The organism is Bacillus sp. CH_48 (assembly GCF_038008465.1).
Taxonomy (GTDB): Bacteria; Bacillota; Bacilli; order Bacillales; family Bacillaceae_G; genus Bacillus_A; species Bacillus_A thuringiensis_S.
Window position 1 is genome coordinate 1,176,243 of sequence record NZ_JBBOZF010000001.1, and the last position, 24,828, is coordinate 1,201,070.

Sequence of the window (24,828 nt, forward strand, 5' to 3'; positions counted from 1 at the left end):
CTCCATACATTATCCTTACTTAGTTTTATAGCGGTTTTTATTATAGTATAAAATCTTTATATTTTAATAGAATCCATACCCGTATGCAAAATTGCATATTAATAAGTCTTCTTCTTACTTTAAAATTAGCTTAAATCACTTTCCAAATTATACAAATAACAAGTTTAAAATGTTATAATTTTCAAAAAGCCATTGGAGGATATTATGAAAGCCCACGCAATTTTCGATTTCTTACATTTACTAGTCTTAACCCTAAAAAGCTATTATGTATGGGGAATGCCTATCTATGTCTTTATTATTCCTCTTATCTTTGTAGTCGGTTATATTATTATTAATTCTAATAAGAAACAAAAAAATACATCTATTCAAAGTCACTAATCTATTACCTTAATAGCCTCCTAAAAATCATATTCCCCTCATTTTCTTCAAATGATATGATGAACAAGGGTATATCCCCACCACTCTTATAGCGGTGGGGATTTTAATGTCAATATGCAACATACTACACAATAGAAGGTGATTTTTATGAGAAAATACGCAACAATTGCTTTATGTACGTCTGCCATTCTAGCAGGCTGCAATACTAGCAATGTAAGCCAAGAACCTAAAAAAGAGAAAAAGGTTCAAGAAGTAGCTAAACAAAAAGAGACTGTACAAGAACAAGGTAAAATTTCTTATACTCCCATCACATACGAATCTACAGACACTACTATTCATATTACAGACATAAAAGATTCTTTAAATGAAGTACAATATAAAATTTGGCGCACAGCTGATGGAAAGGAAAGTGCTAAATCTTTTTCTTCTAAAGAAAAAGAGAAACAATTTACACTTCCTTTTGATATAAAGGAATTTGAAGGAAAACGCGGTGAGTTCCAAATTGAAGCAACAGGAATGAAAGAAGATGGGAAAACAATCTCGCTTACGAAATCTACTATTACTTTCGAACAAAAGGTTCCTGTTCTTATGTATCACGCAATTGATGATTATCATGGTCAAGGTATTAAAGACTTATTCGTATCACCAGCTAACTTTGAAGCACAAATGAAACATTTAAAGGACAATGGTTATACGCTGTTAACGTTTGAACGCTGGAGTGATATAAATAAAGTAAATAAGCCGATTTTCGTTACATTTGATGACGGTATGAAAAATAATATGAATGCATTTCGCGTTTTACAAAAGCTAAAAGATGATACTTTCAAACCGGCAGCAACAGAATATATGATTGTTGATAACGTTGATGTAGAAGGAGCATTGTCTACTTCTGAAATAAAAGAAATGGTTGATTCCGGCATTTTCTCGGTGCAATCTCATACTGCAACACATGCAGACTTGCCGAAAATTACAAACTATGAGGAAGAGTTAAAAGGTTCAAAAGAAAAGCTAGAAAAAATAACAGGTAAGCCTGTTATCGCAATCGCATATCCATTCGGCCATGTAGATGATAAGGTTGTTGCAGAAACGAAGAAGTATTATCAATTTGCGACGACGACAAAGCCTGGGCAATTCATTACGAAGGGTGAACCTGATGAATTGTTAAAGATGAAGCGCGTTCGTATACACCATACAACGACTGTAGAGCAATTTGCTTCTTCAATTAAGTAAATGTAAGAGCTCAATACATTTTGAGCTCTCTTTTTGCGCTATATTTATATATATTTTTAGAATTTTCTTGTATTATATATAGTAAGAAATTTTTCAAATTAAAGGAGATTATACATATGTCATTTGAACAAACGTTAGAGAAATATGCTGCTCTTGCAGTTAATGTTGGCGTTAATATTCAACCTGGACAAACTTTATCAATTAGTGCACCTCTTGAAGCTGTACAATTTGTACGCCTCGTTACAGAGAAAGCATATAAATCTGGTGCAAAACACGTATATGTGGATTGGAATGATGAGACTTTAACACGCTTAAAGTTCGATCTAGCTCCTGAAGAAGCTTTCTCTGAATTCCCTTCTTGGAAAGCACATGCTCGTGAGGAATTAGCAAAAGAAGGCGCTGCATTTATGTCTATCTATGCAGAAAACCCTGATTTATTAAAAGGTGTAGAAGCAACACGTATCGCAACAGCTCATAAAGTAGCTGGAGAAGCGATGAAAGTATACCGTGATTACGTACAAGCCGATAAAGTAAGCTGGTGTGTAATTTCTGTTCCTACGAAAGAATGGGCTGCGAAAGTATTCCCTGACATAGCGCCAGAAGAACAAGAAGCAAAGTTATGGGATGCTATTTTCAAAGCTACTCGTGCTGATTTAGAAAATCCTGTAGAAGCATGGAAAGAACATGATGAAACATTACATACAAAAGTGGATTACTTAAACGAAAAGCATTATAAAGCTCTTCACTATACAGGTCCTGGAACAGATTTAACAATCGAACTTCCAGAAAAACATGTATGGGCTGGTGCTGGTAGCTTAAATGAAAAAAACGTACCATTTATGGCTAATATTCCAACTGAAGAAGTATTTACAATGCCACTTAAAACAGGTGTAAACGGCCAAGTTTCTAGTACAAAACCGTTAGTATTTGCAGGTAATATTATCGATAATTTCACGTTAACATTTGAAAACGGACGTATCGTAGACTATAAAGCTGAAGCTGGTGAAGAAGCTTTAAAACATTTAGTAGAAACAGATGAAGGTTCTCACTTCTTAGGAGAAGTAGCTTTAGTACCTCATGACTCACCAATTTCAAACACAAATGTTTTATTCTACAATACACTATTTGACGAAAATGCATCTTGCCACCTTGCAATCGGAAATGCTTATGCATTTAACTTAGTTGGCGGAAAAACAATGTCTAAAGAAGAACTTGCTGAAAACGGCGCAAACGCTAGTATTACACACAACGACTTCATGATTGGATCCGCTGAGCTTGATATCGATGGTATTACAGCTGATGGCAGACATGAGCCTATCTTCCGTAAAGGTAACTGGGCGTTTTAAATCTATTACCATAAAGAAACACATTGGATAATCCAATGTGTTTTTTATTTATTTGGTTTCAATTCAAATTTTATCGTTCTATTTTCACGCGTAAACTCCGGTCTATACGTAGCGATATACGTATTTTCTTTCGCTACGTCAAATAGCATGATATCTTGAATTTTTTCATCTGGTGCTAACTTTTTACTAATAAAGCTATCAGGGTTATTATATTCTTTAAATCTTGTACCTTTCTTATCGATAATCTCAAATTCATAAAATGCAAAAGGTATTTCCTTTTTACTATTATTTTCCACTTTGAAAATAACCCCCAAAATCTCTTCTTTCTTTTTATCCTCATCATAATCCGGATATCCTAATTTAACTGAATCGATAGTTACTTGCAAACCATCTACGTCTACTGTCTCCCCTATTTTATACACTTTATCTTGAACATCTTCTTGTTTACTTTCATTACTATCTTTAGTCTCAGTGCAAGCACTTAAACTAAAAGCTATGCCAAAAATTAAAACAATTTGACTCACCTTTTTTAACATACTCTTTCCTCCACATAAGACAATATTTCATATGTATCATAACAAAACGCTTTACTCTTTCTTGTCATATTTTGTCGTATTAATTGCTAACTGCACAAATAGAAAAAAGCTATCTTCTACAAAAGATAGCTTTCAGGATGCCGATGAAACCTTAAGACCAATGACACCCAAAACAATAAAAAGAATACAAAATGCTTGGAATAAGCTAATGTGCTCTTTAAAAAAATACACACTAATGATTGTAATAAGTAATGTTCCAACGCCAGACCAAATAGCATAAGCAATACTTAAATGAATCTTCTTCACAACGATGGCGAACACGCTGAAACAAATTCCATAAAATACGAAAATCAATACACTTGGAACGAGCTTTGTTAAACCATTTGATAGTTTCATCGCAATTGTTCCAGCCACTTCAAAAATAATTGTAACAAGTAATAATAGCCAATATACCATACTAGAATCTCCTTCTCTGTTACCTTATAGAGATTCTAGTATACTACTTATAGTCCTAATGAAATATATTTAATTTCTAAATATTCCTCGATGCCGAAATGGCCTCCTTCACGGCCGATACCACTTTCTTTAAAGCCACCGAATGGTGCTTGTGCAACTGATGGAAGACCGTCATTTAGACCAATAATACCGTACTCTAGCGCTTCACTAATTTGGAATGCTTGGCTAATGTCTTTCGTGAAAATATACGCAGCTAAACCGTATGGTGTATTATTTGCACGTTCGATTACTTCATCAACTTTTTTAAATTTCGCAACTGGTGCCACTGGCCCAAATGTTTCTTCGTTCATACAAAGCATCGTATCATTTGCCAACCCAATTACAGTCGGTTGAATGAAATGTCCCTCTAACTCTGCGACCTTTTGACCACCATATAAAACTGTTCCACCTTTTTGAATAGCATCTTCAATATGTTCTTGTACTTTTGAAACTGCATTCTCATCAATAAGTGGTCCGACAGTCGTTCCGTCACCGAAACCGTCTCCTACTTTCAACTGCCCTACTGCCTTTTGGAACTTCTCTACAAATACTTCGTATACTTCTTCTTGAACGAATACTCGGTTTGTACATATACACGTTTGTCCTGCGTTACGGAATTTCGAACCAATCACCGCTTCTACTGCTTTATCTAAATCTGCATCATTCATTACGATAAACGGAGCGTGACCACCTAACTCAAGTGAAACTTTTTTCATCGTTTGCGCCGCACTAGCCATTAACTCTTTTCCGATTTCCGTTGACCCTGTAAAGGACACTTTTCGCACACGACCATCTTCCATCCACGTATCAGCAATTGCTTTTGCACTACCTGTTACGATATTAATTACACCCTTTGGAATATCCGCTTCATGTGCTAATTCAGCTAATTTTAATGCAGTTAGTGGTGTTTGACTTGCAGGTTTTACAACTGCTGTACAGCCTGCTGCAAGCGCTGGGGCTACCTTTCTCGTAATCATAGCAGCTGGAAAGTTCCATGGTGTAATAGCTGCCATAACGCCAACTGGTTGCTTCATAACTAAAATGCGCTTATTCGGATGAGAAGCAGGAATCATTTCACCATATACACGTTTCCCCTCTTCTGCATACCATTCAACAAAGCTATTTGCATAATTTACTTCACCAAGCGCTTCTGCAAACGGCTTTCCTTGTTCCTTCGTCATAATCGCTGCGATCTCTTCCTTATTTTCATCAATAAGTGTGAACCACTTTTTTAACTTCGCTGCACGATCCGCTGCCGTTAACTTAGACCACGTTTTAAAAGCTTCATGTGCAGCATCAACAGCTTGCTTTGCCTCTGTTACTCCGCCTTTTGGTACAGTTGCAAATATTTCCTTCGTCGCAGGATTATTTACTTCAATTTGTTCTTGTAGTGTAATCCACTCACCATTTATATACATCGCCTTTTTATCTATACTTACGAAAGTCGCCTTTTTATCCAATGTTTTCTTCCCCCTCTATGAACTTCTTAATTTTCCTAGTAGCAGCAGATTGACTAATTTGCAAAAACTCAGCCACTTTATAACTTGATCCATACGTTTTATACGCTTTAAGAATAATATTTCTCTCTACCTCTTCCAGCATTTTATAAAGGCTTTGCCCCGATTGTTCAACTGCAGCCTCTTGCATAGAGAGTGGCAAATCCTCTACCGTTACAACATCATCGACAGTAATAACAATTCTCTCAATTACATTCTCTATTTCTCTATTGTTTCCTTCCCACGGATATCCAACAAACATTTGTAATGTACCCGGTGCTAGTTTCACATCACGTCCGTACTTTTTATTAAAGTGCTGCAAGTAATGATAAATAAGCGGTAAAATATCTTCTGTTCTTTCCCTAAGCGGGGGAATTGCAATTGGAATGACATTCAGACGATAGTATAAATCTTTCCGAAATGTTCCTTGTTTCACCATCTCGCTTAAATCTCTATTTGTTGCCGCGACAATTCGAACATCCACTTTTTTTAATTCTCTTCCGCCTATAGGACGAAATGTTTTTTCTTGCAATACTTGCAAAAGCTTCGCTTGGATTTCAATCGGCATTTCACCGATTTCATCTAAAAAAAGAGTTCCTTTATGCGCGGATTCTAATAGTCCCTTTTTCCCTTCACGATTTGCACCTGTAAAAGATCCACCTGAATATCCAAAAAGCTCCGATTCAATTAAATTAGTTGGCAATGCCGCACAATTAATTTCATAGAAACTTTCATTCTTCCGATGACTCACCTCATGTAAATGGCGTACTAATCGACTTTTTCCTACTCCAGTCTCGCCTAAAACGAGAACAGTACTATCCACTACAGATACTTTTTTGATTGTATCGACTATTTTTTGCATAGCTAGACTTTTAAAAATAAGTCCTTCATGCTCATATGTTTCTCTTAATTCTTTTTTATATGTTTTTAGCTGATTATCCATTTCCTCTACCTTTTGACGTAATTGATAGAGTTCAGTAAGGTCGCGAGAATAACTAATCACTCTTCTTAAATTTCCCTCATCATCAAAAACAGGCCTTGTACGAACGTGTAAATACTCTCCTGATTTTGTAGTTTGAACGAGTTCAATTGGCCTCTTTTTTTCAATCACTTCTAATGTCGCTGATGGATAAAAGATTCCATCCTTTTGTAGTTCTTTTACATGCTTACCCACTAACTCTTCGGCAGCTAGTTGGTAGTGCCTTTCACATGTACTATTTACACGCACAACGATCCCTTGCTCATCTGTAACAAAAATTTCGTCAAACGCATATTCAAATACATCTTTTAAATCCATTAACACTCGTTCCTTTTCTGCAACCATCCTAGCCACCCCTAACTTCAAATCCATCGATCCACTTCACTACCTTTATTATAAAGTGAATTTTCTGCATTTAATATAGAGTCAGCTAGAATGTTTGCTATTTATACTTCAGTTTTTAAACGCGAGCGATGTTTGTTTGCTCATAACAAGCTTGCAACGATTCTTCAATTATTGTTAATCCTTCTTCAAGTTGCTCATCTGTAATAATTAAAGGCATTAACACACGTATAACATTTCCATACGTTCCTGCTGATAATAAAAGTAACCCACGCTTATTTGCTTCTGCACATAGATTAGCCGTTAACGTTTTGTCAGGTGCTTTCGTCTTACGATCTTGAACGACCTCAAATGCACACATTGCGCCTAACCCACGCACATCACCGATGCAATGATATTTATTTTTCATCTCTTCGAATCGGTTCATTACGACTTTTCCTAATTCTATCGCTCTATCATTTAGTTTCTCATTTTCTATTACATCGAGAACAGCTAATGCAGCCGCACATCCTAATGGACTTCCTGCATACGTTCCACCAAGTTCACCTGGTGCAGATTCATTCATAATTTCTTTACGTCCAATGACACCACTTATCGGTACACCAGCCCCTAATGATTTAGACACTGTAATTAAATCTGGAACGACATCATAGTGATCAATTGCAAAATATTTTCCTGTACGACTAAAGCCTGTTTGTATTTCATCCGCTACAAATAAGATGCCGTTCTCTGAACAAATGCGGCGTACTTCTTGAACAAATTTCTTACTTGGGACGATAAATCCACCTTCCCCTTGAACAGGTTCCATTACAACAGCTGCAATTGTTTCTGGTGCTACTTCCGATATGAAGAAGTTCTTAAACTCTTCAATAATAAAATCATCATACTGCTCTTCCGTTAATCCCTCTGGGCGACGGTATTCGTATGGAAATGGCGCTTTATATACTTCTGGAGCAAAGGGACCAAACCCAAATTTATATGGCTTCACTTTACTTGTCATCGTCATTGTCATTAATGTACGCCCGTGGAAACCTTTAGAAAATGCGATAATACCAGGTCTCTTCGTATATTTACGAGCGATTTTCACCGCGTTCTCAACTGCTTCTGCACCACTATTTAAAAATAGGACTTGCTTATCGAAACTTCCTGGTGCCAATGCCGCAAGCTTTTCCGCTAATTCAATATATGGCTCATACATCATGACATTAAATCCAGTATGAATGTATTGATCGACTTGTTTATGGAGCGCTTCTTTAACCGTTGGATGACAATGTCCTACGTTAATTGTCCCGATTGCTCCTGCAAAATCAATGTACTGATTGCCATCAACATCCGTTACAAGAGCACCATTTGCAGATTGTACAAACGTTGGGATGCCGTTACTTACTCCTTTTGGTACTATATTTTGACGGCGTTCCAATAAAGATGCCGCTTTCGGTCCTGGAATTTGTTCATTTACTTTAGCAAATTTTTTTGTGTTCATTGCGTACCCCATCCTTTTCTTTACATTGTTTTCTCTTCTTATTGCAAAATGTATGCCAACTTTCCTTTCTAGCATTTATCCTATATTCTTTGTATCCAGGCATAAAAAATAAGTCTATAAAGACTCATTAAGAGTCTTTATAGACTTATTTTCCTTACACATTAGACTTTTCTTTCTCCCAGAAAAACTCACCCGATTGAGAAATAAACTCTCCAACAGAATCTAACACTAAATCAGCAAGTGGTTCTAATGTTGGACGGTCTCCCGTACCAGATAGCACCCCAATTGCATAGCAATCACCACCATTTTTAGCTAAATGTAAATCAGTTGGCGTATCTCCAACAACCGCAACCTCACATGATTCTAAATTAAATTTCTCACAAAACACTTCTATAATCTTTTTATCTGGTTTTTGCGCAAGGAATGTATCCGAGGCTATAATATAATCAAAAAAGTTCTCCAACTTATATTGTTTTAAAAATAATTCTGTTGGTGCGAAATCATCCGCCGTGACAACCCCTAATATAAATCCTTTATCTTTTAATGCCTGTAACACTTTCGGTAAATCTGCTGTCATTTTCATATGCGAACGATGCTCATACATAAGGGAAAATAACTTCTCACTTACCCAATGATGCATCTCTTCTTCTCTAGCAGACTCAATATAATTACAAAGCCCCTTCGCTACATCAAGGCTTGTTCCAGCAGCTATTGCACTCCTCGGATTAACAAATGCTCCCTCTACACCAATCTCTTCTAATAAGGTCTGCCCTATTGTACTTGGTAAATGATATAAACTTATACATTCAGCTACAAGTTCTTCAGCTACTTTTATCCAAATTGAATGAAAATCCATTAATGTCCCATCTTTATCAAATAGTATTGCTTTTACCTTCTCCATAGCATCCTACCTCTCGTTTCTTATCTCCTCCAGTGTATCAATAAAATATGGATGTAAAATAAAAGAATTGTAAAAATACCATAAAAATCAAACTAACTCCCAATTTACAATTCATTTTAACAAAGTAAAAAAGGATGCCTTTACAAGGCATCCTCTTGATGTTCAGGAACAAATAGTTCTAAACAATGATATATATTTTCGAATTCCATCGGTGCATCTCCACCATACTCACCATCTAAATTAATCATTAGTTTATCTGGTGAATGTACTTTAATTCGGTTCGCTTGTGTATATAACACTTTTGGATTATTAATATGTTCACCACGTTGTGCTTGTGTTGCTGCTTTAATTAAATCAGCGATAGAACCTTTTTTCAGTACTAATAGGTCAAATAACCCATCGTTAATAGATGCATACGGTGCTACCTTTTCAAATCCACCTACTGAACGAGTATTCGTAATTAAAAACATCGTAATTTCTTCTTGTAGTAACTTTCCATCATACTCAATTTCAACATATGTCGGATGCAATGATGGTAACATCTCGATACCTTTTAGGTAATAAGCAAGTTGTCCTAATACTGTCTTTAACTTACTCGGTACTTCGTATGTTAATTCTGTAATACGACCGCCACCAGCGATGTTAATAAAATATGTATCGTTCGCTCTACCGAGGTCTAATGGCACTGTTTTTCCTTCGCAAATAATATCTGCTGCCTCTTCAATAGAACGAGGTACACCAATCGCACGTGCAAAGTCATTTGTCGTTCCAACTGGAATAATTCCAAATTTCGGGTGGAATTCATGTCCAACTAAACCGTTTACTACTTCATTTAATGTACCGTCGCCACCAGCGGCAATAACAACATCAAACTTACGATCCGCAGCTTGCCTCGCCGCCACAGTAGCGTCTCCAGGACCCGTTGTCGCATGACAAGATGTCTCATAGCCAGCTTGTTCTAATTTTTGTAATACTTCTGGTAAGCTCTTCTTAAATAGCTCACGCCCAGAAGTAGGATTATAAATAATTCTTGCTCGCTTCATCATTTATTAGCACAGGAAATTTCTTTATGCATCGAAAAAGAACATACCGAACTTCTATTCAGTATTCCCATGCCTACCTCCTCTCATCTTGCTATCCTTCTTTTATCCCGCTCAAACAGGCAGTAAGAACCCGATTCGTGTAGTCCATCAAAAGTAAATATTCATTTCAATGGTTTTGTTTTATTTGACCAAAAAATTTATCCCGCTATTTGTGGGCAGTAAATGCCCGATTGGTGTGGGCTAATAATCAGCTTTGGATGAACCTCCCACTGATTAAAGTTTCACTTTATTTCTATCCATTCTTCCATAAAAATTTACATATAACGAATAATAACTATCTATTATTTCATGAGATGAAAAAAACCTCTATGTTTAGATTTATCATTATTCCCACCTTTTTGCAACTATCATACCATAGTTGCTATACAAACATTTTTCCACTTTTGACAGTTAATCAAACGTTTGTTTAAACGATTTTGTCTCATTTAAACAAACGTTTGATTAACCTAGAAAAACACCCATGTACGGGTGTTTTTCTGCTTAATCTTTAAAAGTCACTACTATTATCGCTTATTAATCTCTTCAAGTAAGATTTTGTTAACAAGCGGTGGATTTGCTTGTCCTTTTGTAGCTTTCATAATTTGACCAACTAAGAACCCAATTGCACGGTCTTTACCGTTTTTAAAGTCTTCGATAGATTGCCCATTATTATCAAGAATTTCTGTTACAACTTTACGAAGTGTACCCTCGTCAGAAATTTGAACAAGACCTTTCGCTTTAACGATTTCTTCTGGGTCTCCACCTTTTTCGATTAATTCATTAAATACTTTCTTCGCAATTTTAGAAGAAATTGTACCTTTTTCAATTAATTGAACCATTTTAGATAAACCAGCAGGCGTTAATGCAACGTCTTTTAATTCTTTTTGTTGTTTGTTTAAGTATGCAAGTACTTCACCCATTAACCAGTTCGATGTTAATTTCGCATCAGCACCGTCTGCAACAGTCGCTTCAAAGAAATCAGACATTTCTTTCGTTAATGTTAATACGTGTGCATCATAAGCTGGTAAGCCAATTTCTGCAACGTAGCGAGCTTTACGCGCATCTGGAAGTTCTGGAATAGAAGCTCGAACTGCTTCTTTCCACTCATCGTCGATGTAAAGTTCAACTAAGTCTGGCTCAGGGAAGTAACGGTAATCGTCAGATCCTTCTTTCACACGCATTAAGATTGTTTTCTTCGTTGCTTCATCATAACGACGTGTTTCTTGTTGGATGATACCACCAGATAACAGTTCTTTTTCTTGGCGCACTTGCTCGTGCTCAAGACCTTTTTGTACGTAAGTGAATGAGTTTAAGTTTTTCAGTTCCGCTTTTGTACCAAACTTCTCTTGTCCAACTGGACGAAGAGAAATGTTCGCATCACAACGCAGAGAACCTTCTTCCATCTTACAATCAGATACACCAGTATATTGAATGATTGATTTTAACTTCTCTAAGTATGCATATGCTTCTTCTGGCGTACGCATATCTGGCTCAGATACGATCTCGATTAAAGGCATACCTTGACGGTTGTAGTCTACTAATGAACCATCAGCTGTATGCGTTGATTTACCAGCATCTTCTTCTAAATGAAGACGTGTAATACCGATACGTTTCTTTTTACCGTCTACTTCGATTTCAATCCAACCATTTTCACCAATTGGCTTATCAAATTGAGAAATTTGGTAAGCTTTCGGATTATCTGGATAGAAATAGTTTTTACGGTCGAACTTCGTTTCCGTTGCGATCTCACAGTTTAATGCCATTGCAGCTTTCATTGCAAAGTTAACTGCTTCTTTATTTAAAGTAGGAAGTACCCCTGGGTATCCTAAGTCAATTACACTTGTTTGTGTATTTGGCTCCGCTCCGAATTCTGTTGGACTCGCAGAGAAAATTTTCGAATTTGTTTTTAACTCAACGTGAACCTCTAAACCAATAATTGTTTCTAAATTCATCTATGCTCGCCTCCTTACAGACTTGCTTTTTTTGTATGATAGTCTGTTGCTTGCTCAAACGCATGTGCAACGCGGTAAATTGTCGCTTCATCGAAGTGTTTACCAATGATTTGTAGACCAAGTGGCATGTTGTTAGCACCGAATCCACATGGAACTGAAATCGCTGGAACACCCGCTAAGTTTACTGGGATTGTTAAAATGTCATTTGCATACATTGTCATTGGGTCGTCAACTTTTTCTCCAACTTTAAATGCCGGAGTTGGTGTTGTTGGTCCAATAATAACATCATAGTTAGCAAATACATTTTCAAAGTCATTTTTAATTAATGTACGTACTTGTTGTGCTTTTTTGTAATATGCATCATAGTAACCAGAGCTAAGGGCAAATGTACCAAGCATAATACGACGTTTAACTTCATCACCGAAACCTTCACTACGTGTGTTTTTGTAAAGATCTAATAAGTTATTTACATTATCAGAACGAACACCGTAACGCACGCCATCAAAGCGTGAAAGGTTAGCAGATGCTTCAGAAGAAGATAATAAGTAATACGTTGCTAGAGCGTATTTAGAGTGCGGAAGAGATACTTCCTCCCAAGTTGCGCCCATACCTTCTAATACTTTTAAAGCAGCTAGTACTGACTCACGAGCTTCTTCGCCAACACCTTCGCCTAAGTATTCTTTCGGTACAGCAATGCGTAAACCTTTAACATCGCCTGTTAAACCAGCTAAATAGTTTCCAACTTCAACATTTGCAGAAGTTGCATCCATGCGGTCAATACCTGAAATAGCTTGTAATAAGTATGCATTGTCTTCTACTGTACGTGTAATCGGTCCGATTTGGTCAAGTGAAGATGCGAATGCTACTAATCCGTAACGAGATACGCGTCCGTAAGTTGGTTTTAAACCTACAACACCGCAATATGCAGCCGGCTGACGGATAGAACCACCCGTATCAGAACCTAGAGAGAATAGTACTTCTCCCGCTGCTACAGCTGCTGCAGAACCACCACTAGATCCGCCCGGAACGTAATCTAAGTTCCATGGGTTTTTCGTAGCGTAGAATCCTGAGTTTTCATTTGAAGAACCCATTGCAAACTCGTCCATGTTTAATTTACCGATTGTAATCGTGTCAGCAGCTTTTAGCTTTTGCACAACTGTCGCATCATAAATTGGATCGAAGTTTGCTAACATTTTACTCGCACAAGTTGTACGAAGGCCGTTAGTTACAATGTTATCTTTTACACCAATCGGCATACCGAATAATAAACCATTATCTTCAGCGCCGATTTTTGCATCTAATTCTTTCGCTTTTGCGCGTGCATTTTCTTCATCTAATGTAAGAAAAGCTTTTACGTTATCTTCAACATCCGCAATACGTTTGTAAGATTCTTCTACTAAATCCGTAACGGAAATTTCTTTGTTGTTTAATTTCTTATGTAACTCTGATACTGAATGATCAAATAATGACATCGAAATTCCCCTCCTCTATTCTAATACTGCTGGAACACGGATTTGATTATCTTTGTGATCCGGTGCATTTTTTAATACTTCTTCGACTGGTAAACCTTTTTCTGGTACATCTTCACGCATAACATTTTTCATAGTTAATACATGAGTTGTTGGTTTTACATCTGTTGTATCTAATTCATTTAACTGTTCTGCAAATGTAACAATTGCATCTAGTTGTTTTTGAAATTTTTCAGCTTCTTGATCAGTAATTGCAAGACGTGCTAAATGTGCTACGTGCTTTACATTCTCAACGGAAATTCTTGACACGGCTAGGCCACCTCCATAATATATCGTTCAATCTACAATACTATTGATGATACCAAATTTTCAGTACTTCAAGCAAGTCAACACACGGCACTTACGCCATTTTTACATAAAAAAAGAAAGGCAAATGCCTTTCTTTACAATTTACTCTTTATCTAACGGTTTATTTTTCGGAAATCTCTCGTTATCTTCTTCATTATCACGAATTGTTTTTTGTAACACAAAACAAGACATCGTTAAAAATAGTGTTCCAATTAAATAGTATCCTTTTACACTAAGCGTTTCATCTAACGTATAAATCCCAATTAGCATACCTGAAAGCGCACAAACAAATGAAGTCCATGCTAAAAATGTGAACGCTTGCGTATTACGTCTTCTCATCGTTCTCCCCCTCGTTAGCTGTATACCCATTATAGATAAGTATATTTACCATGATGGATTTTTATGTAAATTCTAGTTTTATATTTATAAATCTATCATAAAAGAATACTATTTTAAAGATAGTTTTCTTTTTAATCTGAAAAATCAATTAAAAACATTGACAATTATTTCTATTCTACATAAAATAAAAATAAATATTACGAACCTCGAAATATACGGGAGTGGAATTAATTGTTGCAATATGAACATTTTTTAGACTTACTGCTAGATAACGCCAAGAAACTTTTCTATCCTGAAGAATGGGTAAGCCTAGATTTAACACTTTCTAAAACAGAAGTATTTTGTTTACTTTGGATGGAGCGAAATACAGATATTACAATGACAAAAATTGCTGACCTTCTTGATATACCGATGAGTACAACGACAGGTGTTGTAAATCGCCTCGTAAAAAAGGGATATATTGAAAGGTACCGTGATGAAAACGACCGACGCATTGTATTAATTCGTTTAACAGAAAACGGCGTAATGCTCGTCCAAGAAGTAAAACAAAATGCAGCCCATTACTTTAACCTAGTGACAGAAGCATTATCAGAAGAAGAAAAAGCATTCTTACTACAAATCTTCCAAAAGATCATGAATCACATCGCTACGTCACAGCAAAAAACAGAAGAAAAGGTTTCTACACCTAAAATGAAAAACATTCCGATTGAATAAAACCCTAGTTGGGTTTTTATTCAATATTTTATTTCGATACTCGTAATATTCGACACTCGAAACAAAGGGGATAGAATAATGAGAATTATTTTGTATACAGGTAAAGGCGGCGTAGGAAAAACTAGCATTTCAGCAGCAACAGCGCTTCAAAGCGCAAAACAAGGATTAAAAACATTAGTAATGAGTACAGATCCTGCTCATAGTTTAGGAGATTCATTTGGTATAAAGCTATCTTCTGAGCCATTAGAAATTCGTGAAAATTTGTGGGCACAAGAAATTAATACGATTTATGAGATGGAAAAAGGCTGGGGGAAATTACAGAAATATATTACGCTACTCTTCACTTCCAAAGCAGCTGATGATATTACAACAGAAGAGTTAACGATGTTTCCTGGTATGGAAGATTTAATTAGCTTACTTCGCGTACTCGATTATTATAAACAAAACACATATGATGTTATTATCATTGATTGTGCTCCAACAGGAGAAACATTAGCAATGCTCAGCTTTCCAGACATGCTCAGCTGGTGGATGGAAAAACTCTTTCCTATTAAAAGAAAAGTTTTAAAAGTTGTTCGCCCTGTAGCTCAACCACTTCTTGGTGTTCCTCTTCCAACCGATGATATTATGGACGAATTAACGAATACACTTGAACAGCTCGGAGAAATGAGAGATATTTTATCAAACCGAGAAATAACAAGTATCCGCATCGTTGTAAATCCCGAAAAAATGGTCATTAAAGAAGCTCAGCGTAGCTTTACTTATTTAAATTTATACGATTATAACGTAGATGCCATTATGATTAACCGCGTCATCCCTAACACTGTCACCGATCCTTATTTTCAAGCATGGAAAGATACTCAAAAAAAATATAAAACATTAATTCAAGATAGTTTTCAGCCGCTTCCTATTTACAAAGCTCCAATGTTTGAACAAGAAGTTGTTGGTTTACCTATGTTAGAGCGTGTAGGAGATGCTTTATTTAAAACTGATCATTGTCCTACTGAAGTGAAATTTAACGGCCGCACACAATATGTAAAAAAAGATGGCGATGATTATATTTTCATTCTTTCTATTCCCTTCTCAAATAAAAGTGAACTTTCATTAAATCAAAAAGGTGATGAACTTATTATTCGAGCCGGTTCTGTTAAACGGAACATCACGTTACCCAAAACATTAACACACCTTTCTATTCAAGGAGCAAAATTTGAAGAAGATGTACTAAATATTCGCTTTGGAGGTGTAGTACATGCATGAGGAATTACTACGAAGGGTAATTCGTACAAAAGTAAAAGTCGGGATGCATATATTAGAAGAGCTACCTAATCCAATCCAGCAATCAGCTAAGCAAATATTAAATATTTTACAAGAGGAACTAGCTGCTTATCCGAAAGAACGAGAGCATCATGATGTTAATTTAAAAAATATCATAATTGAATAACTATCTCTGTATAGAGGGCCTTTTTTAGGCTTTCTATACTTTATTGGAGTGATGTAAGTTGATGAAAAAGCATTCCACTACTATACTCTGGATCATTCCCTTATTATTTTTCATTCATAACCTTGAAGAAGCTTTCCAAATGCCACAATATCTTGCTAATCAATTTTCAATCCGTATTATAACTAGCCAACAATTCTTCATTGCCATTTCCGTATTAACAATCTTTGTATTACTTATCGTCTTTCTATATCAACTTAACTTCTTGTCTTCTATATGCTGGATTATTTTTATACAAGGGGCCATCTTCTTTAACTCTGTTCAACATATTATTTTGTTTTTCATTTATCGCTCCTATAACCCCGGCGTAATATCAGCATTTTTCATTACTCTCTTTTCTATTTTCTTTTTTTTATCAAAAAAACACTTAATTCATCAAAAGCAATTCGTAATTACACTCCTTTTCAGCTTATTTTCTTATCCCATTATAATTTGGATTACCTTACTGTTCGCTATCTACTTTCATTCATAAAAAAAGACCAGGAAAACTCCTGGTCCATTACTCTACTTAACAAACATTGGATTCTACGTTATACAAAATTGGAAGGTACAGAATTAGGGTTCGTTTGTTAAGTAGATTATATGTTGAACGAACTAACAGCGGAGGGGTTCCTTCTGTTAGTCCATTAAACCCAATCATTATTTTACGATTTTTTCAAGCTCCTCAAGTGAAAGGTCAACTGAAATTGAACCATCATTTGTTTCTTTCTTAATTGCATCTGTTACTTCTTTTGAATGATATAATTCAATTACTTTTTTCAGTGTTGGATCATCTTTATCTTTCGTACGAGCTGCGAAAATATTAATATAAGGCTTCGCATTTTCATTCTTTGGATCTTCTAAGAAAATAGGATCCTTCGCTGGATCTAATCCAGCTTGACCAGCAACACCGTTATTAATAACTGAAGCTGCTACATCTTTTAATACACGAGGTGTTTGCTGTGCGATAACCGGCGTGATTTTTAATTTCTTCGGATTTTCAGCAATGCCGCTTGGATCTCCAAATAAGCCAAAATCTTTTTTAAGCTTTAATAATCCAGCTGCATCAAGAAGTTTTAATGCACGTGCTTGGTTCGTTGGATCGTTTGGAATTGCAATTTCTGAACCATCTGGGATTTCATTTGCTTTCTTATATTTTTCAGAGTATAAACCCATTGGTGCAATTTGCGTTGTACCAACAGCTGTAATATCTAACTTATGCTCTTTTTTAAATTGCTCTAAGAAAGCAATATGCTGGAATGAGTTTAATTCAATATCTCCATCAGCTAACGCTTTATTTGGCGTTGTGTAATCAGAGAACTCAATCAGTTTAACTTTAATCCCTTCTTTTTCAGCTTTTTTCTTCAAAATTTCCCAAGCGTCTCCATCCGTTCCAGTTACACCGACGCGAACTACTTTTTCTTTCGCTCCTGCACCCGTGTCTCCACTTGAGCAGCCGCTTAATGCTGAGATTCCTACAATCGCTGATAATGCAAATGCTAAAATTTTCTTCATTTTCTTTTCCTCTCTTCCTTTTTATGATCTGCGTAACAAGACTTTCGCAAAGTAGTTTCCTAAATTTTGAGCTATCTGTACGAGAATAATAAGTAAAACAACCGTTACGAACATAACCGATGTATCAAAACGTTGATAACCATATGTCATTGCCAAGTCACCAAGACCGCCACCACCGACAAGCCCAGCAACTGCAGAAAATTCAATTAAACCAACTGTCATAAACGTGACACCTAAGATTAATGGTGCTAACGCTTCTGGTACAAGGATTTCAAAAACGATTCTAATTGGCGAGGCGCCCATTGCTTGCGCTGCTTCAATTACTCCTTTCGGAACGGAAACAAGATTTGTTTCAACCATTCTAGCAATACCAATTGATGCGACTAACGTCATCGGGAAAATTGCCGCTGCTGTTCCAATCGTCGTTCCAATAACGCTTCTTGTTAGTGGGCTTAAAGCTACTAAAAAGATAATGAATGGTACCGGACGAATTGTATTAATTATGATGTTAAGAATAGAAAAGACCCATTTATTTTCTAAAAAGTTTCCTTTTCTCGTTACATATAAAAGTAAACCTAGAGGTATACCCAGAATTGTAGCGAATATAAGTGTTACAATTACCATTAAGAGGGTATCTCCCGTCGCATCTAGTATGCGCGGCCAAAATATACTCCAATCAACTCGCATGAGCTTCTACCTCCTTCAGCTGCACTTGCAGTCTTAGATGTTGTAATGCTTTTTGAATTTCCCTCTGCTCACCTTGCAATTCTACAAGCAGATTTCCAAATAGCACATTTTGAAGTTCAATAATATTTCCGTACAGTACATTTACATCAACGTTATAGTTTTTTGCGATATATGATAGTACCGGCTGTCCTGTCTCCTCACCAGTAAATGTTAGACGATAAATTTGACCACCATTTTGAATTTTCGCTAGAACACTTTCTGGTAAATGATCATTAATAACAGAACGTACAAAGTTTTGAGTCGTCTTTGTTTTTGGTTGCGTGAAAACATCAAACAGTTTTCCTTCTTCAATAACTTTTCCCTTCTCCATTACAGCTACACGGTGACAAATTTCTTTCACAACATGCATTTCATGTGTAATAAGAAGAATTGTTAAATTGTATTCTCGATTTACTTTCTTTAATAAGTTTAGAATTTCTGTCGTCGTTTCTGGATCTAAGGCTGATGTTGCCTCATCACATATAAGAATATCTGGCGATGTCGCAAGTGCTCTAGCAATACCAACACGCTGCTTTTGTCCCCCTGATAGCTGTTCTGGATAATAGTTTGCTTTATCTTCTAACCCTACAAACCTCAGCAGTTCATTCACTCGTTCCTTTATCTCGTTCTTTGGCAATTTCGCTAACTTTAATGGATAAGCAATATTCCCAAACACTGTTCTTGAATTAAATAAATTAAAGCTTTGAAAAATCATTCCGATTCTTTGTCTTAGTTTGCGTAATTCTTTCGTCGATAATGATGTAATATCTTTATCATCTATTGAAATCGTTCCTGCCGTCGGTCTCTCTAACATATTTACTAAGCGTAATAATGTACTCTTTCCAGCTCCACTAAAACCGATAATGCCAAAAATTTCGCCTTTCTCAACTGATAATGTTACATCCTCCACCGCATGAACAAATTGCCCAGCTGATTCATACACTTTACTTACATTGTTAAAAGAAATCATTTTTCCCCCTCCTATATGCTGTAAAAACTTAAAGTAGAGCTTTCGAGGTAAAATAAAAAGTGCCCTCCTTCTTATCAACCATAAAGATAAGAAGGAGAGCACTTATATGTACTCGTTCACATCTTCTCATCTTCCAAGCCTTTATATGGCTTGCTGGAGTTAGCACGGTATTAAAAAACCCGTTGCTGAGGTATCGTAGGGCCAGTCCCTCCACCTCTCTGGATAAGAATGTATCGATTTAATTGTCGTTTAATTAATTCTCATTATAGAACTCAGAATAATAAGAGTCAATACATTTTTCAGAAAAATATTAATTATTCCTTTATTAAAATTTTCAGATGAATATTCATCTGAAAAATAGTAACTTTCAAGGTTATTTAAAATTCTTCTTCCTCATATTTTTAAACAGGAGAATCCTCTCTACAAATTGAATAAATTTATTTGAATATGAAACTCGGAGGAAGATAAATATATGAAAACAGCTCTTTTACTCGTCGATATTCAAAACGATTATTTTCCAAATGGAAAGATGGAATTGCGTAATCCAGTAGAAGCAAGCGAATATACTAATCAGTTATTACAACACTTTAGAACAAACAGCGAACCTATTTTTCATATCCAACACGTAGCTATAAAAGATGACGCTACTTTTTTCCTACCTAATACAGAAGGTGTACATATTCATGAAAGCGTACGTCCACTTAGAGAAGAAACAGTTATAGTCAAACATTATCCAAATAGCTTCCGAGAAACTAATCTTCTAGAGCAATTAAAACGTTTAAATATTGAACATGTCGTTGTATGCGGGATGATGACTCATATGTGTATCGATGCAACAGTAAGGGCTGCATTCGATTTTGGCTTTCAATGTACCGTTATACATGACGCTTGTGCTACAAAAGACCTTTCTTTTAAGAACGCTACTATACCAGCTGTTTATATTCACAATACAATTTTAGCTAGTTTAAATGGCGTATATGCAAATGTAATAAGCACGCAAGAATTTTTAGCTACATAAAAAAACACTCCTTTCAGTGAGCAAAACTGAAAGGAGTGTTCCTTGTCGAACCATAGATTTTCTTTCAAATTGTATTATACAGGAAATTCTCAAAATGAATACTAAAAAATATGACTAATAAGTCAACTTTTCTCATCATTTTATTTCTGTTCACATGTTTATCACGCTATTAATAGGTTTTAGCTCATTCCCTTCGAACGATGGTAATATATAGGATTTCAATTTTAAAAGGAGCTCTTCACATTCTGTGAAGAGCTCCTCTACTATTTCTTATAAAGTTTCAGAAGTAGTTTTTGCTTGCATGTGAAGTGCTAAGTAATCAGGTCCACCAGCTTTAGAGTCTGTACCAGACATGTTAAAGCCACCGAATGGTTGGTAACCTACGATTGCACCAGTACATCCACGGTTGAAGTATAAGTTACCAACGTGGAAGTCTTCGCGTGCTTTTTCAATATGGTCACGGTTGTTAGTAATAACAGCACCTGTTAAACCGTATTCCGTATTGTTTGCAATTGCAAGTGCATGATCGAAGTCTTTCGCTTTACAGAATGCTACTACTGGTCCGAAGATTTCTTCTTTCATTAAGCGAGCATCTTCTGCAACGTCAGCAACGATTGTTGGTTGGATGAACCAGCCTTTAGAATCGTCTCCTTCGCCACCTGCTAAGATTCTACCTTCTTCTTTACCAATTGCAACATAGCTCATTACTTTATCAAATGCAGCTTGGTCATTAACAGGACCCATGTTTGTACCTAATACTGCTGGGTTAGCAACTGTTAATTCTTTCGTTAATTCAACAGCACGATTTAATACGTGATCGTATACATCTTCATGGATTACTGCACGAGAACATGCAGAACATTTTTGTCCTGAGAATCCGAATGCTGATGCAACGATAGACTTAGCTGCTAATTCAAGATCTGCTTCTTTATCAACAACGATTGTATCTTTACCGCCCATTTCAGCGATAACACGTTTTAACCAAATTTGTCCTGGGTTTACTTTCGCTGCACGCTCATAGATACGGATACCTACATCACGAGATCCCGTGAAGCTTACGAAACGTGTACGAGGATGATCTACTAAGTAGTCACCAACTTCAGAACCGTTACCTGGAACGAAGTTTACTACGCCAGCTGGTAAGCCAGCTTCTTCTAATACTTCCATAAATTTCGCTGCTACTACAGGAGTTGTACTAGCTGGTTTTAGTAATACTGTGTTACCAGAAACTAAAGCAGCTGTTGTCATACCTGCCATAATTGCGAATGGGAAGTTCCAAGGAGAAATGATAACACCTACTCCTAATGGAATGTAAGAGAAACGATTATATTCAATTGGACGGCTTTCTACTGGAATACCGTCTTTTAATTTTAACATTTGACGACCATAATATTCCATAAAGTCGATTGCTTCTGCTGTATCAGCATCTGCCTCATTCCATGGCTTACCTGCTTCTTTTACAAGAATAGCAGAGAATTCATGTTTTCTGCGACGAACGATTGCTGCAGCACGGAATAAAATGTCTGCACGCATTTCTGGCTTTGATTTTCTCCAAGTTTGGAATGTTTCATCCGCTACTTGCATTGCTTTTTCAGCTAACTCACGGCTTGCTTTTGAAACACGACCAACAAGTTCCTCTTTATTTGCAGGGTTTACAGAAACAATTTTGTCTTCTGTAGTGATTTTTTCTCCCCCAATAATTAATGGATAGTCTTGTCCAAGATAAGATTCTACTTTCTTTAAACCTTCTTCAAACGCTAATTTGTTAGCCTCCACTGAAAAATCTGTAAATGGCTCATGTTTGTATGCTACTACCATTTTTTTTAGCCTCCCCTTAGAAAAACGTTTACATTTTACAACATTATTCTACACGATAATTTAGATTTATTCAAATATTCCTAGACTTATATTTTAAAAATTAATAAATTTTTAAAATATAATAAAAAAAGAGATTCATACATGCGTATGAATCTACAAAATATGAGTATATTCCAAAACATTTTTCCCGATCAATAATATAGTAACTAATAAAAATAAAGTTCTTACATATCCAACACCTTTTTGAACCGCAAACTTCGATCCAAAATAAGCACCTAAGATCATTGATAATCCCATGATAATACCGTATTCAAAATGAATTATGTCTAAAAATAAAAAAGTAATTAAAGATACAATATTACTAACAAAGTTCAAAAGTTTTCCAGATGCTGCCGCTTGAATAAAATCCAAGCCAATTAATAAAAATGCAAAAATTAAAAACGACCCTGTCCCTGGTCCAAAAAATCCATCATAAAATCCTATCATTAAAATAGCAAAGAAAAATATTAATGTTTTTCTTTGCGTCATCTTCTTATAGGTAGACACACTTCCCCAATTCTTTTTTGCAATAATATAAATAGCAATAAATACCAACATTACAAGTACTAATGGGCGTAAAATATCCGATGGAATAAATTTTACTACTAAAGCGCCTGCAACAGCTCCAACAATAGTTAACGGGATTAACTTTCCTACAATTTTAAAATCAACTTTTCCTGATCGAATGAAATACATCGCACTCGTAAACGTCCCCATCGTTGCCGCTAATTTATTCGTTGCAATTGCCGAAGCTGGCGATAAGCCAACAAACATAAGCGCCGGAAGCGAAATTAACCCTCCTCCTCCAACAACCGAATCAATAAAAGCTGCTAAAAAACCGAATGCAATTAATAAAATAATGACTTGAAAACTTAATTCTTCCATGAGCTTTACCCCTTACCCCTATTATTTACAACATTTTAAATTATAACAAAATTGCATAAGAAAAAAAGCTGTTCCTTAGAGGAACAGCCTTCATATTTAATCTAAAATTTTCACAAGTGGTTCATCTTGTTTTGCTTCACGTATAATAATGGCTTCTGGGCGTTCTACAGATTTAATCGTTACTTGTACTTTCATATAATTCGGGAAGTATTCCATAACAAGCCCTGCCACATATTGTGTAAAACCAACTATTTCAGCTTTTCCATTAAATTGGACAGGAATATCAAGCTTCATTTCTCTTAATTCATCATCTCTATACATACCCGTACCAATAACAGCTGTATAGTCGCCTTGGAAATAATCGCTTAGTTTTGCCTTAAAGTTGGATACTCTTGCAAGATCTTCACGTTTATTATCTGTTTTCGCTTGCTCTGATGGGAACAAATAATATTTTTCATTAATTTGTTTCCAATCTTCAACCGTTTCACTACCTTTTTCAACATTTGCATAAGAAACAAAATTACCTGGCACAAGTGACGCCTTCGGAGCCTGACGATAAATTGCAAATGTTATCGGAAGGTTTTTTGTTTCAGGATCTTTTTGATGCATAAACTTCAAGACTTCTTGCGCCATTTTTTTCCCTTCAGCTAACATTTTTTCATTCGAGATTGTAGCTTCACGTGGGTAACCATGTTCTTCATTATAATAATGCACTGAATTCATTGCTAATCCAACTACAATGCCGCTACGCTCATCTTTGTCGCCGTTTTTCACATAATAATCATGCTCTAAAATATTGGAAATATATATTGGATTTTTTTTGTTTTTTTCTTCTAGTATTTCGGATCCTTCACCTAAAGCTGGATTTAATCCTATGTTTGGAAATTTAACTGCATCTTTTTTTAATGTATCTTCTAGTTCTTTCTGTTCAGCATTTGTACGCTTTCTTTTAACAAGCATTTGTACATATTGAGCCTCTAGAGTATCTCCGCCTTTAAAGAAATGATCTTTCGTACTAAATGATTCCTTCGCAATACGCATTAATCCTGTTTCAAATTCATCTATATCAAGACGATTATTTACTCCTTGCACGACTAAACCACGTGCCTTTCCACCATAAAATGGAATAGTCGTCTTATAATATTCATCCGACATAGCGTATTTTGGGACAACTGATTGTTCTTTTGCTTTCCCCGATTTCTCAGACACTTTTTCATCTTTGTCGGCACCTGCACTACACCCACTTACAAGTAGGCCAAGGCTTAATACCGCTAATGCTATTTTTTTCAT

At 35.9% G+C, this 24,828-nt stretch carries 23 protein-coding genes, 1 pseudogene and 1 riboswitch; of the genes and pseudogenes, 7 read left to right on the forward strand and 17 right to left on the reverse strand.

Annotated features, from left to right (window positions below; all coding sequences use genetic code 11):
* Window positions 1–525 precede the first annotated feature (525 nt).
* Both N2V92_RS05655 and N2V92_RS05660 read left to right on the forward strand, forming a co-directional pair.
* Window positions 526–1,608 carry a polysaccharide deacetylase family protein gene (locus N2V92_RS05655; protein WP_016078574.1) on the forward strand — a complete coding sequence of 361 codons (1,083 nt, stop codon included), beginning with the start codon at window positions 526–528 and terminating at the stop codon, window positions 1,606–1,608.
* A 116-nt stretch (window positions 1,609–1,724) separates the two neighbouring features.
* Window positions 1,725–2,954, forward strand: coding sequence for an aminopeptidase (locus tag N2V92_RS05660; protein WP_016078573.1), 1,230 nt, complete (start codon window positions 1,725–1,727; stop codon window positions 2,952–2,954).
* A 44-nt stretch (window positions 2,955–2,998) separates the two neighbouring features.
* Here the strand turns inward: N2V92_RS05660 and N2V92_RS05665 are convergent, their stop codons facing one another.
* From N2V92_RS05665 to N2V92_RS05715, 11 genes are all read right to left on the reverse strand, one after another.
* Complete coding sequence (locus N2V92_RS05665) at window positions 2,999–3,490, reverse strand: DUF4352 domain-containing protein (RefSeq protein WP_000915107.1); 492 nt, start codon at window positions 3,488–3,490, stop codon at window positions 2,999–3,001.
* A gap of 132 nt (window positions 3,491–3,622) precedes the next feature.
* Window positions 3,623–3,946, reverse strand: a complete 324-nt coding sequence (locus N2V92_RS05670) for a DMT family transporter (RefSeq protein ID WP_000263262.1) — start codon at window positions 3,944–3,946, stop codon at window positions 3,623–3,625.
* A gap of 47 nt (window positions 3,947–3,993) precedes the next feature.
* Window positions 3,994–5,445: an NADP-dependent succinate-semialdehyde dehydrogenase gene (gene gabD, locus N2V92_RS05675; RefSeq protein WP_000358123.1), complete on the reverse strand. Its 1,452-nt coding sequence runs from the start codon at window positions 5,443–5,445 to the stop codon at window positions 3,994–3,996.
* Complete coding sequence (locus tag N2V92_RS05680; protein WP_000225139.1) at window positions 5,438–6,805, reverse strand: sigma-54 interaction domain-containing protein; 1,368 nt, start codon at window positions 6,803–6,805, stop codon at window positions 5,438–5,440. Before N2V92_RS05680 ends, gabD begins: the two co-directional genes overlap by 8 nt.
* Window positions 6,806–6,920: 115 nt before the next feature.
* The gene (gabT, locus tag N2V92_RS05685; RefSeq protein WP_016078571.1) at window positions 6,921–8,285 is read right to left on the reverse strand and encodes a 4-aminobutyrate--2-oxoglutarate transaminase; all 1,365 of its coding nucleotides are present in this window, start codon (window positions 8,283–8,285) and stop codon (window positions 6,921–6,923) included.
* 154 nt (window positions 8,286–8,439) lie between these two features.
* Entirely contained in the window at window positions 8,440–9,186 is a 747-nt protein-coding gene (locus N2V92_RS05690; RefSeq protein WP_000416657.1) for an HAD family hydrolase, read from the reverse strand.
* Window positions 9,187–9,326: 140 nt separating this feature from the next.
* Window positions 9,327–10,232, reverse strand: coding sequence for a diacylglycerol kinase (locus N2V92_RS05695; protein ID WP_016078570.1), 906 nt, complete (start codon window positions 10,230–10,232; stop codon window positions 9,327–9,329).
* Between the two features lie 560 nt (window positions 10,233–10,792).
* The gene (gene gatB / locus N2V92_RS05700) at window positions 10,793–12,220 is read right to left on the reverse strand and encodes an Asp-tRNA(Asn)/Glu-tRNA(Gln) amidotransferase subunit GatB (protein WP_001047684.1); all 1,428 of its coding nucleotides are present in this window, start codon (window positions 12,218–12,220) and stop codon (window positions 10,793–10,795) included.
* A gap of 14 nt (window positions 12,221–12,234) precedes the next feature.
* Complete coding sequence (gene gatA, locus N2V92_RS05705; RefSeq protein ID WP_000051441.1) at window positions 12,235–13,692, reverse strand: Asp-tRNA(Asn)/Glu-tRNA(Gln) amidotransferase subunit GatA; 1,458 nt, start codon at window positions 13,690–13,692, stop codon at window positions 12,235–12,237.
* Window positions 13,693–13,707: 15 nt separating this feature from the next.
* A complete protein-coding gene (gene gatC, locus N2V92_RS05710; RefSeq protein WP_000086999.1) occupies window positions 13,708–13,998 on the reverse strand; it encodes an Asp-tRNA(Asn)/Glu-tRNA(Gln) amidotransferase subunit GatC in 291 nt (96 codons plus the stop codon).
* Window positions 13,999–14,139: 141 nt separating this feature from the next.
* The gene (locus tag N2V92_RS05715; protein ID WP_001254393.1) at window positions 14,140–14,376 is read right to left on the reverse strand and encodes a YiaA/YiaB family inner membrane protein; all 237 of its coding nucleotides are present in this window, start codon (window positions 14,374–14,376) and stop codon (window positions 14,140–14,142) included.
* 231 nt (window positions 14,377–14,607) lie between these two features.
* On the opposite strand from N2V92_RS05715, the gene N2V92_RS05720 reads away from it, so the two are divergent.
* The 4 genes from N2V92_RS05720 (at window position 14,608) to N2V92_RS05735 (ending at window position 17,060) form a co-directional block, all read left to right on the forward strand.
* A complete protein-coding gene (locus N2V92_RS05720; RefSeq protein ID WP_000942477.1) occupies window positions 14,608–15,090 on the forward strand; it encodes a MarR family winged helix-turn-helix transcriptional regulator in 483 nt (160 codons plus the stop codon).
* Window positions 15,091–15,165: 75 nt separating this feature from the next.
* Window positions 15,166–16,347 (forward strand): ArsA family ATPase, encoded by a 1,182-nt coding sequence (locus N2V92_RS05725; protein WP_080117699.1) that lies wholly within the window; start codon window positions 15,166–15,168, stop codon window positions 16,345–16,347.
* Window positions 16,340–16,531: a DUF3926 domain-containing protein gene (locus tag N2V92_RS05730; protein ID WP_000544107.1), complete on the forward strand. Its 192-nt coding sequence runs from the start codon at window positions 16,340–16,342 to the stop codon at window positions 16,529–16,531. Before N2V92_RS05725 ends, N2V92_RS05730 begins: the two co-directional genes overlap by 8 nt.
* Before the next feature lie 61 nt (window positions 16,532–16,592).
* A complete protein-coding gene (locus tag N2V92_RS05735; RefSeq protein ID WP_002083648.1) occupies window positions 16,593–17,060 on the forward strand; it encodes an HXXEE domain-containing protein in 468 nt (155 codons plus the stop codon).
* Between the two features lie 167 nt (window positions 17,061–17,227).
* Here N2V92_RS05735 and N2V92_RS05740 read toward each other — a convergent pair whose 3' ends face one another.
* Genes N2V92_RS05740 through N2V92_RS05750 form a run of 3 tightly spaced genes read right to left on the reverse strand, consistent with a single transcriptional unit; the run spans window position 17,228 to window position 19,778 of the window.
* Complete coding sequence (locus tag N2V92_RS05740) at window positions 17,228–18,082, reverse strand: MetQ/NlpA family ABC transporter substrate-binding protein (RefSeq protein WP_000721588.1); 855 nt, start codon at window positions 18,080–18,082, stop codon at window positions 17,228–17,230.
* A 21-nt stretch (window positions 18,083–18,103) separates the two neighbouring features.
* Entirely contained in the window at window positions 18,104–18,769 is a 666-nt protein-coding gene (locus tag N2V92_RS05745) for a methionine ABC transporter permease (RefSeq protein ID WP_001261865.1), read from the reverse strand.
* Window positions 18,759–19,778: a methionine ABC transporter ATP-binding protein gene (locus N2V92_RS05750; RefSeq protein WP_000622964.1), complete on the reverse strand. Its 1,020-nt coding sequence runs from the start codon at window positions 19,776–19,778 to the stop codon at window positions 18,759–18,761. Before N2V92_RS05750 ends, N2V92_RS05745 begins: the two co-directional genes overlap by 11 nt.
* A gap of 123 nt (window positions 19,779–19,901) precedes the next feature.
* A riboswitch (SAM riboswitch) is annotated at window positions 19,902–20,007 on the reverse strand.
* Between the two features lie 243 nt (window positions 20,008–20,250).
* On the opposite strand from N2V92_RS05750, the pseudogene N2V92_RS05755 reads away from it, so the two are divergent.
* Window positions 20,251–20,816: pseudogene (locus N2V92_RS05755) on the forward strand (cysteine hydrolase family protein).
* 250 nt (window positions 20,817–21,066) lie between these two features.
* Here the strand turns inward: N2V92_RS05755 and pruA are convergent.
* From pruA to N2V92_RS05770, 3 genes are all read right to left on the reverse strand, one after another.
* Window positions 21,067–22,614: an L-glutamate gamma-semialdehyde dehydrogenase gene (gene pruA, locus N2V92_RS05760; protein ID WP_000259555.1), complete on the reverse strand. Its 1,548-nt coding sequence runs from the start codon at window positions 22,612–22,614 to the stop codon at window positions 21,067–21,069.
* A 153-nt stretch (window positions 22,615–22,767) separates the two neighbouring features.
* Window positions 22,768–23,538 (reverse strand): TSUP family transporter, encoded by a 771-nt coding sequence (locus N2V92_RS05765; protein WP_000391975.1) that lies wholly within the window; start codon window positions 23,536–23,538, stop codon window positions 22,768–22,770.
* Window positions 23,539–23,634: 96 nt separating this feature from the next.
* Complete coding sequence (locus N2V92_RS05770; RefSeq protein ID WP_000717037.1) at window positions 23,635–24,828, reverse strand: CamS family sex pheromone protein; 1,194 nt, start codon at window positions 24,826–24,828, stop codon at window positions 23,635–23,637.

Excerpts from the sequence above, each read along its gene's own strand:
- N2V92_RS05655 (WP_016078574.1), top strand. The coding sequence starts at position 526 with ATGAGAAAATACGCAACAATTGCTTTATGTACGTCTGCCATTCTAGCA.
- N2V92_RS05660 (WP_016078573.1), top strand. The coding sequence starts at position 1,725 with ATGTCATTTGAACAAACGTTAGAGAAATATGCTGCTCTTGCAGTTAAT.
- N2V92_RS05665 (WP_000915107.1), bottom strand. The coding sequence starts at position 3,490 with ATGTTAAAAAAGGTGAGTCAAATTGTTTTAATTTTTGGCATAGCTTTT.
- N2V92_RS05670 (WP_000263262.1), bottom strand. The coding sequence starts at position 3,946 with ATGGTATATTGGCTATTATTACTTGTTACAATTATTTTTGAAGTGGCT.
- N2V92_RS05680 (WP_000225139.1), bottom strand. The coding sequence starts at position 6,805 with ATGGTTGCAGAAAAGGAACGAGTGTTAATGGATTTAAAAGATGTATTT.
- gabT (WP_016078571.1), bottom strand. The coding sequence starts at position 8,285 with ATGAACACAAAAAAATTTGCTAAAGTAAATGAACAAATTCCAGGACCG.
- N2V92_RS05690 (WP_000416657.1), bottom strand. The coding sequence starts at position 9,186 with ATGGAGAAGGTAAAAGCAATACTATTTGATAAAGATGGGACATTAATG.
- N2V92_RS05695 (WP_016078570.1), bottom strand. The coding sequence starts at position 10,232 with ATGATGAAGCGAGCAAGAATTATTTATAATCCTACTTCTGGGCGTGAG.
- gatB (WP_001047684.1), bottom strand. The coding sequence starts at position 12,220 with ATGAATTTAGAAACAATTATTGGTTTAGAGGTTCACGTTGAGTTAAAA.
- gatA (WP_000051441.1), bottom strand. The coding sequence starts at position 13,692 with ATGTCATTATTTGATCATTCAGTATCAGAGTTACATAAGAAATTAAAC.
- N2V92_RS05715 (WP_001254393.1), bottom strand. The coding sequence starts at position 14,376 with ATGAGAAGACGTAATACGCAAGCGTTCACATTTTTAGCATGGACTTCA.
- N2V92_RS05730 (WP_000544107.1), top strand. The coding sequence starts at position 16,340 with ATGCATGAGGAATTACTACGAAGGGTAATTCGTACAAAAGTAAAAGTC.
- N2V92_RS05735 (WP_002083648.1), top strand. The coding sequence starts at position 16,593 with ATGAAAAAGCATTCCACTACTATACTCTGGATCATTCCCTTATTATTT.
- N2V92_RS05740 (WP_000721588.1), bottom strand. The coding sequence starts at position 18,082 with ATGAAGAAAATTTTAGCATTTGCATTATCAGCGATTGTAGGAATCTCA.
- N2V92_RS05745 (WP_001261865.1), bottom strand. The coding sequence starts at position 18,769 with ATGCGAGTTGATTGGAGTATATTTTGGCCGCGCATACTAGATGCGACG.
- N2V92_RS05750 (WP_000622964.1), bottom strand. The coding sequence starts at position 19,778 with ATGATTTCTTTTAACAATGTAAGTAAAGTGTATGAATCAGCTGGGCAA.
- pruA (WP_000259555.1), bottom strand. The coding sequence starts at position 22,614 with ATGGTAGTAGCATACAAACATGAGCCATTTACAGATTTTTCAGTGGAG.
- N2V92_RS05765 (WP_000391975.1), bottom strand. The coding sequence starts at position 23,538 with ATGGAAGAATTAAGTTTTCAAGTCATTATTTTATTAATTGCATTCGGT.
- N2V92_RS05770 (WP_000717037.1), bottom strand. The coding sequence starts at position 24,828 with ATGAAAAAAATAGCATTAGCGGTATTAAGCCTTGGCCTACTTGTAAGT.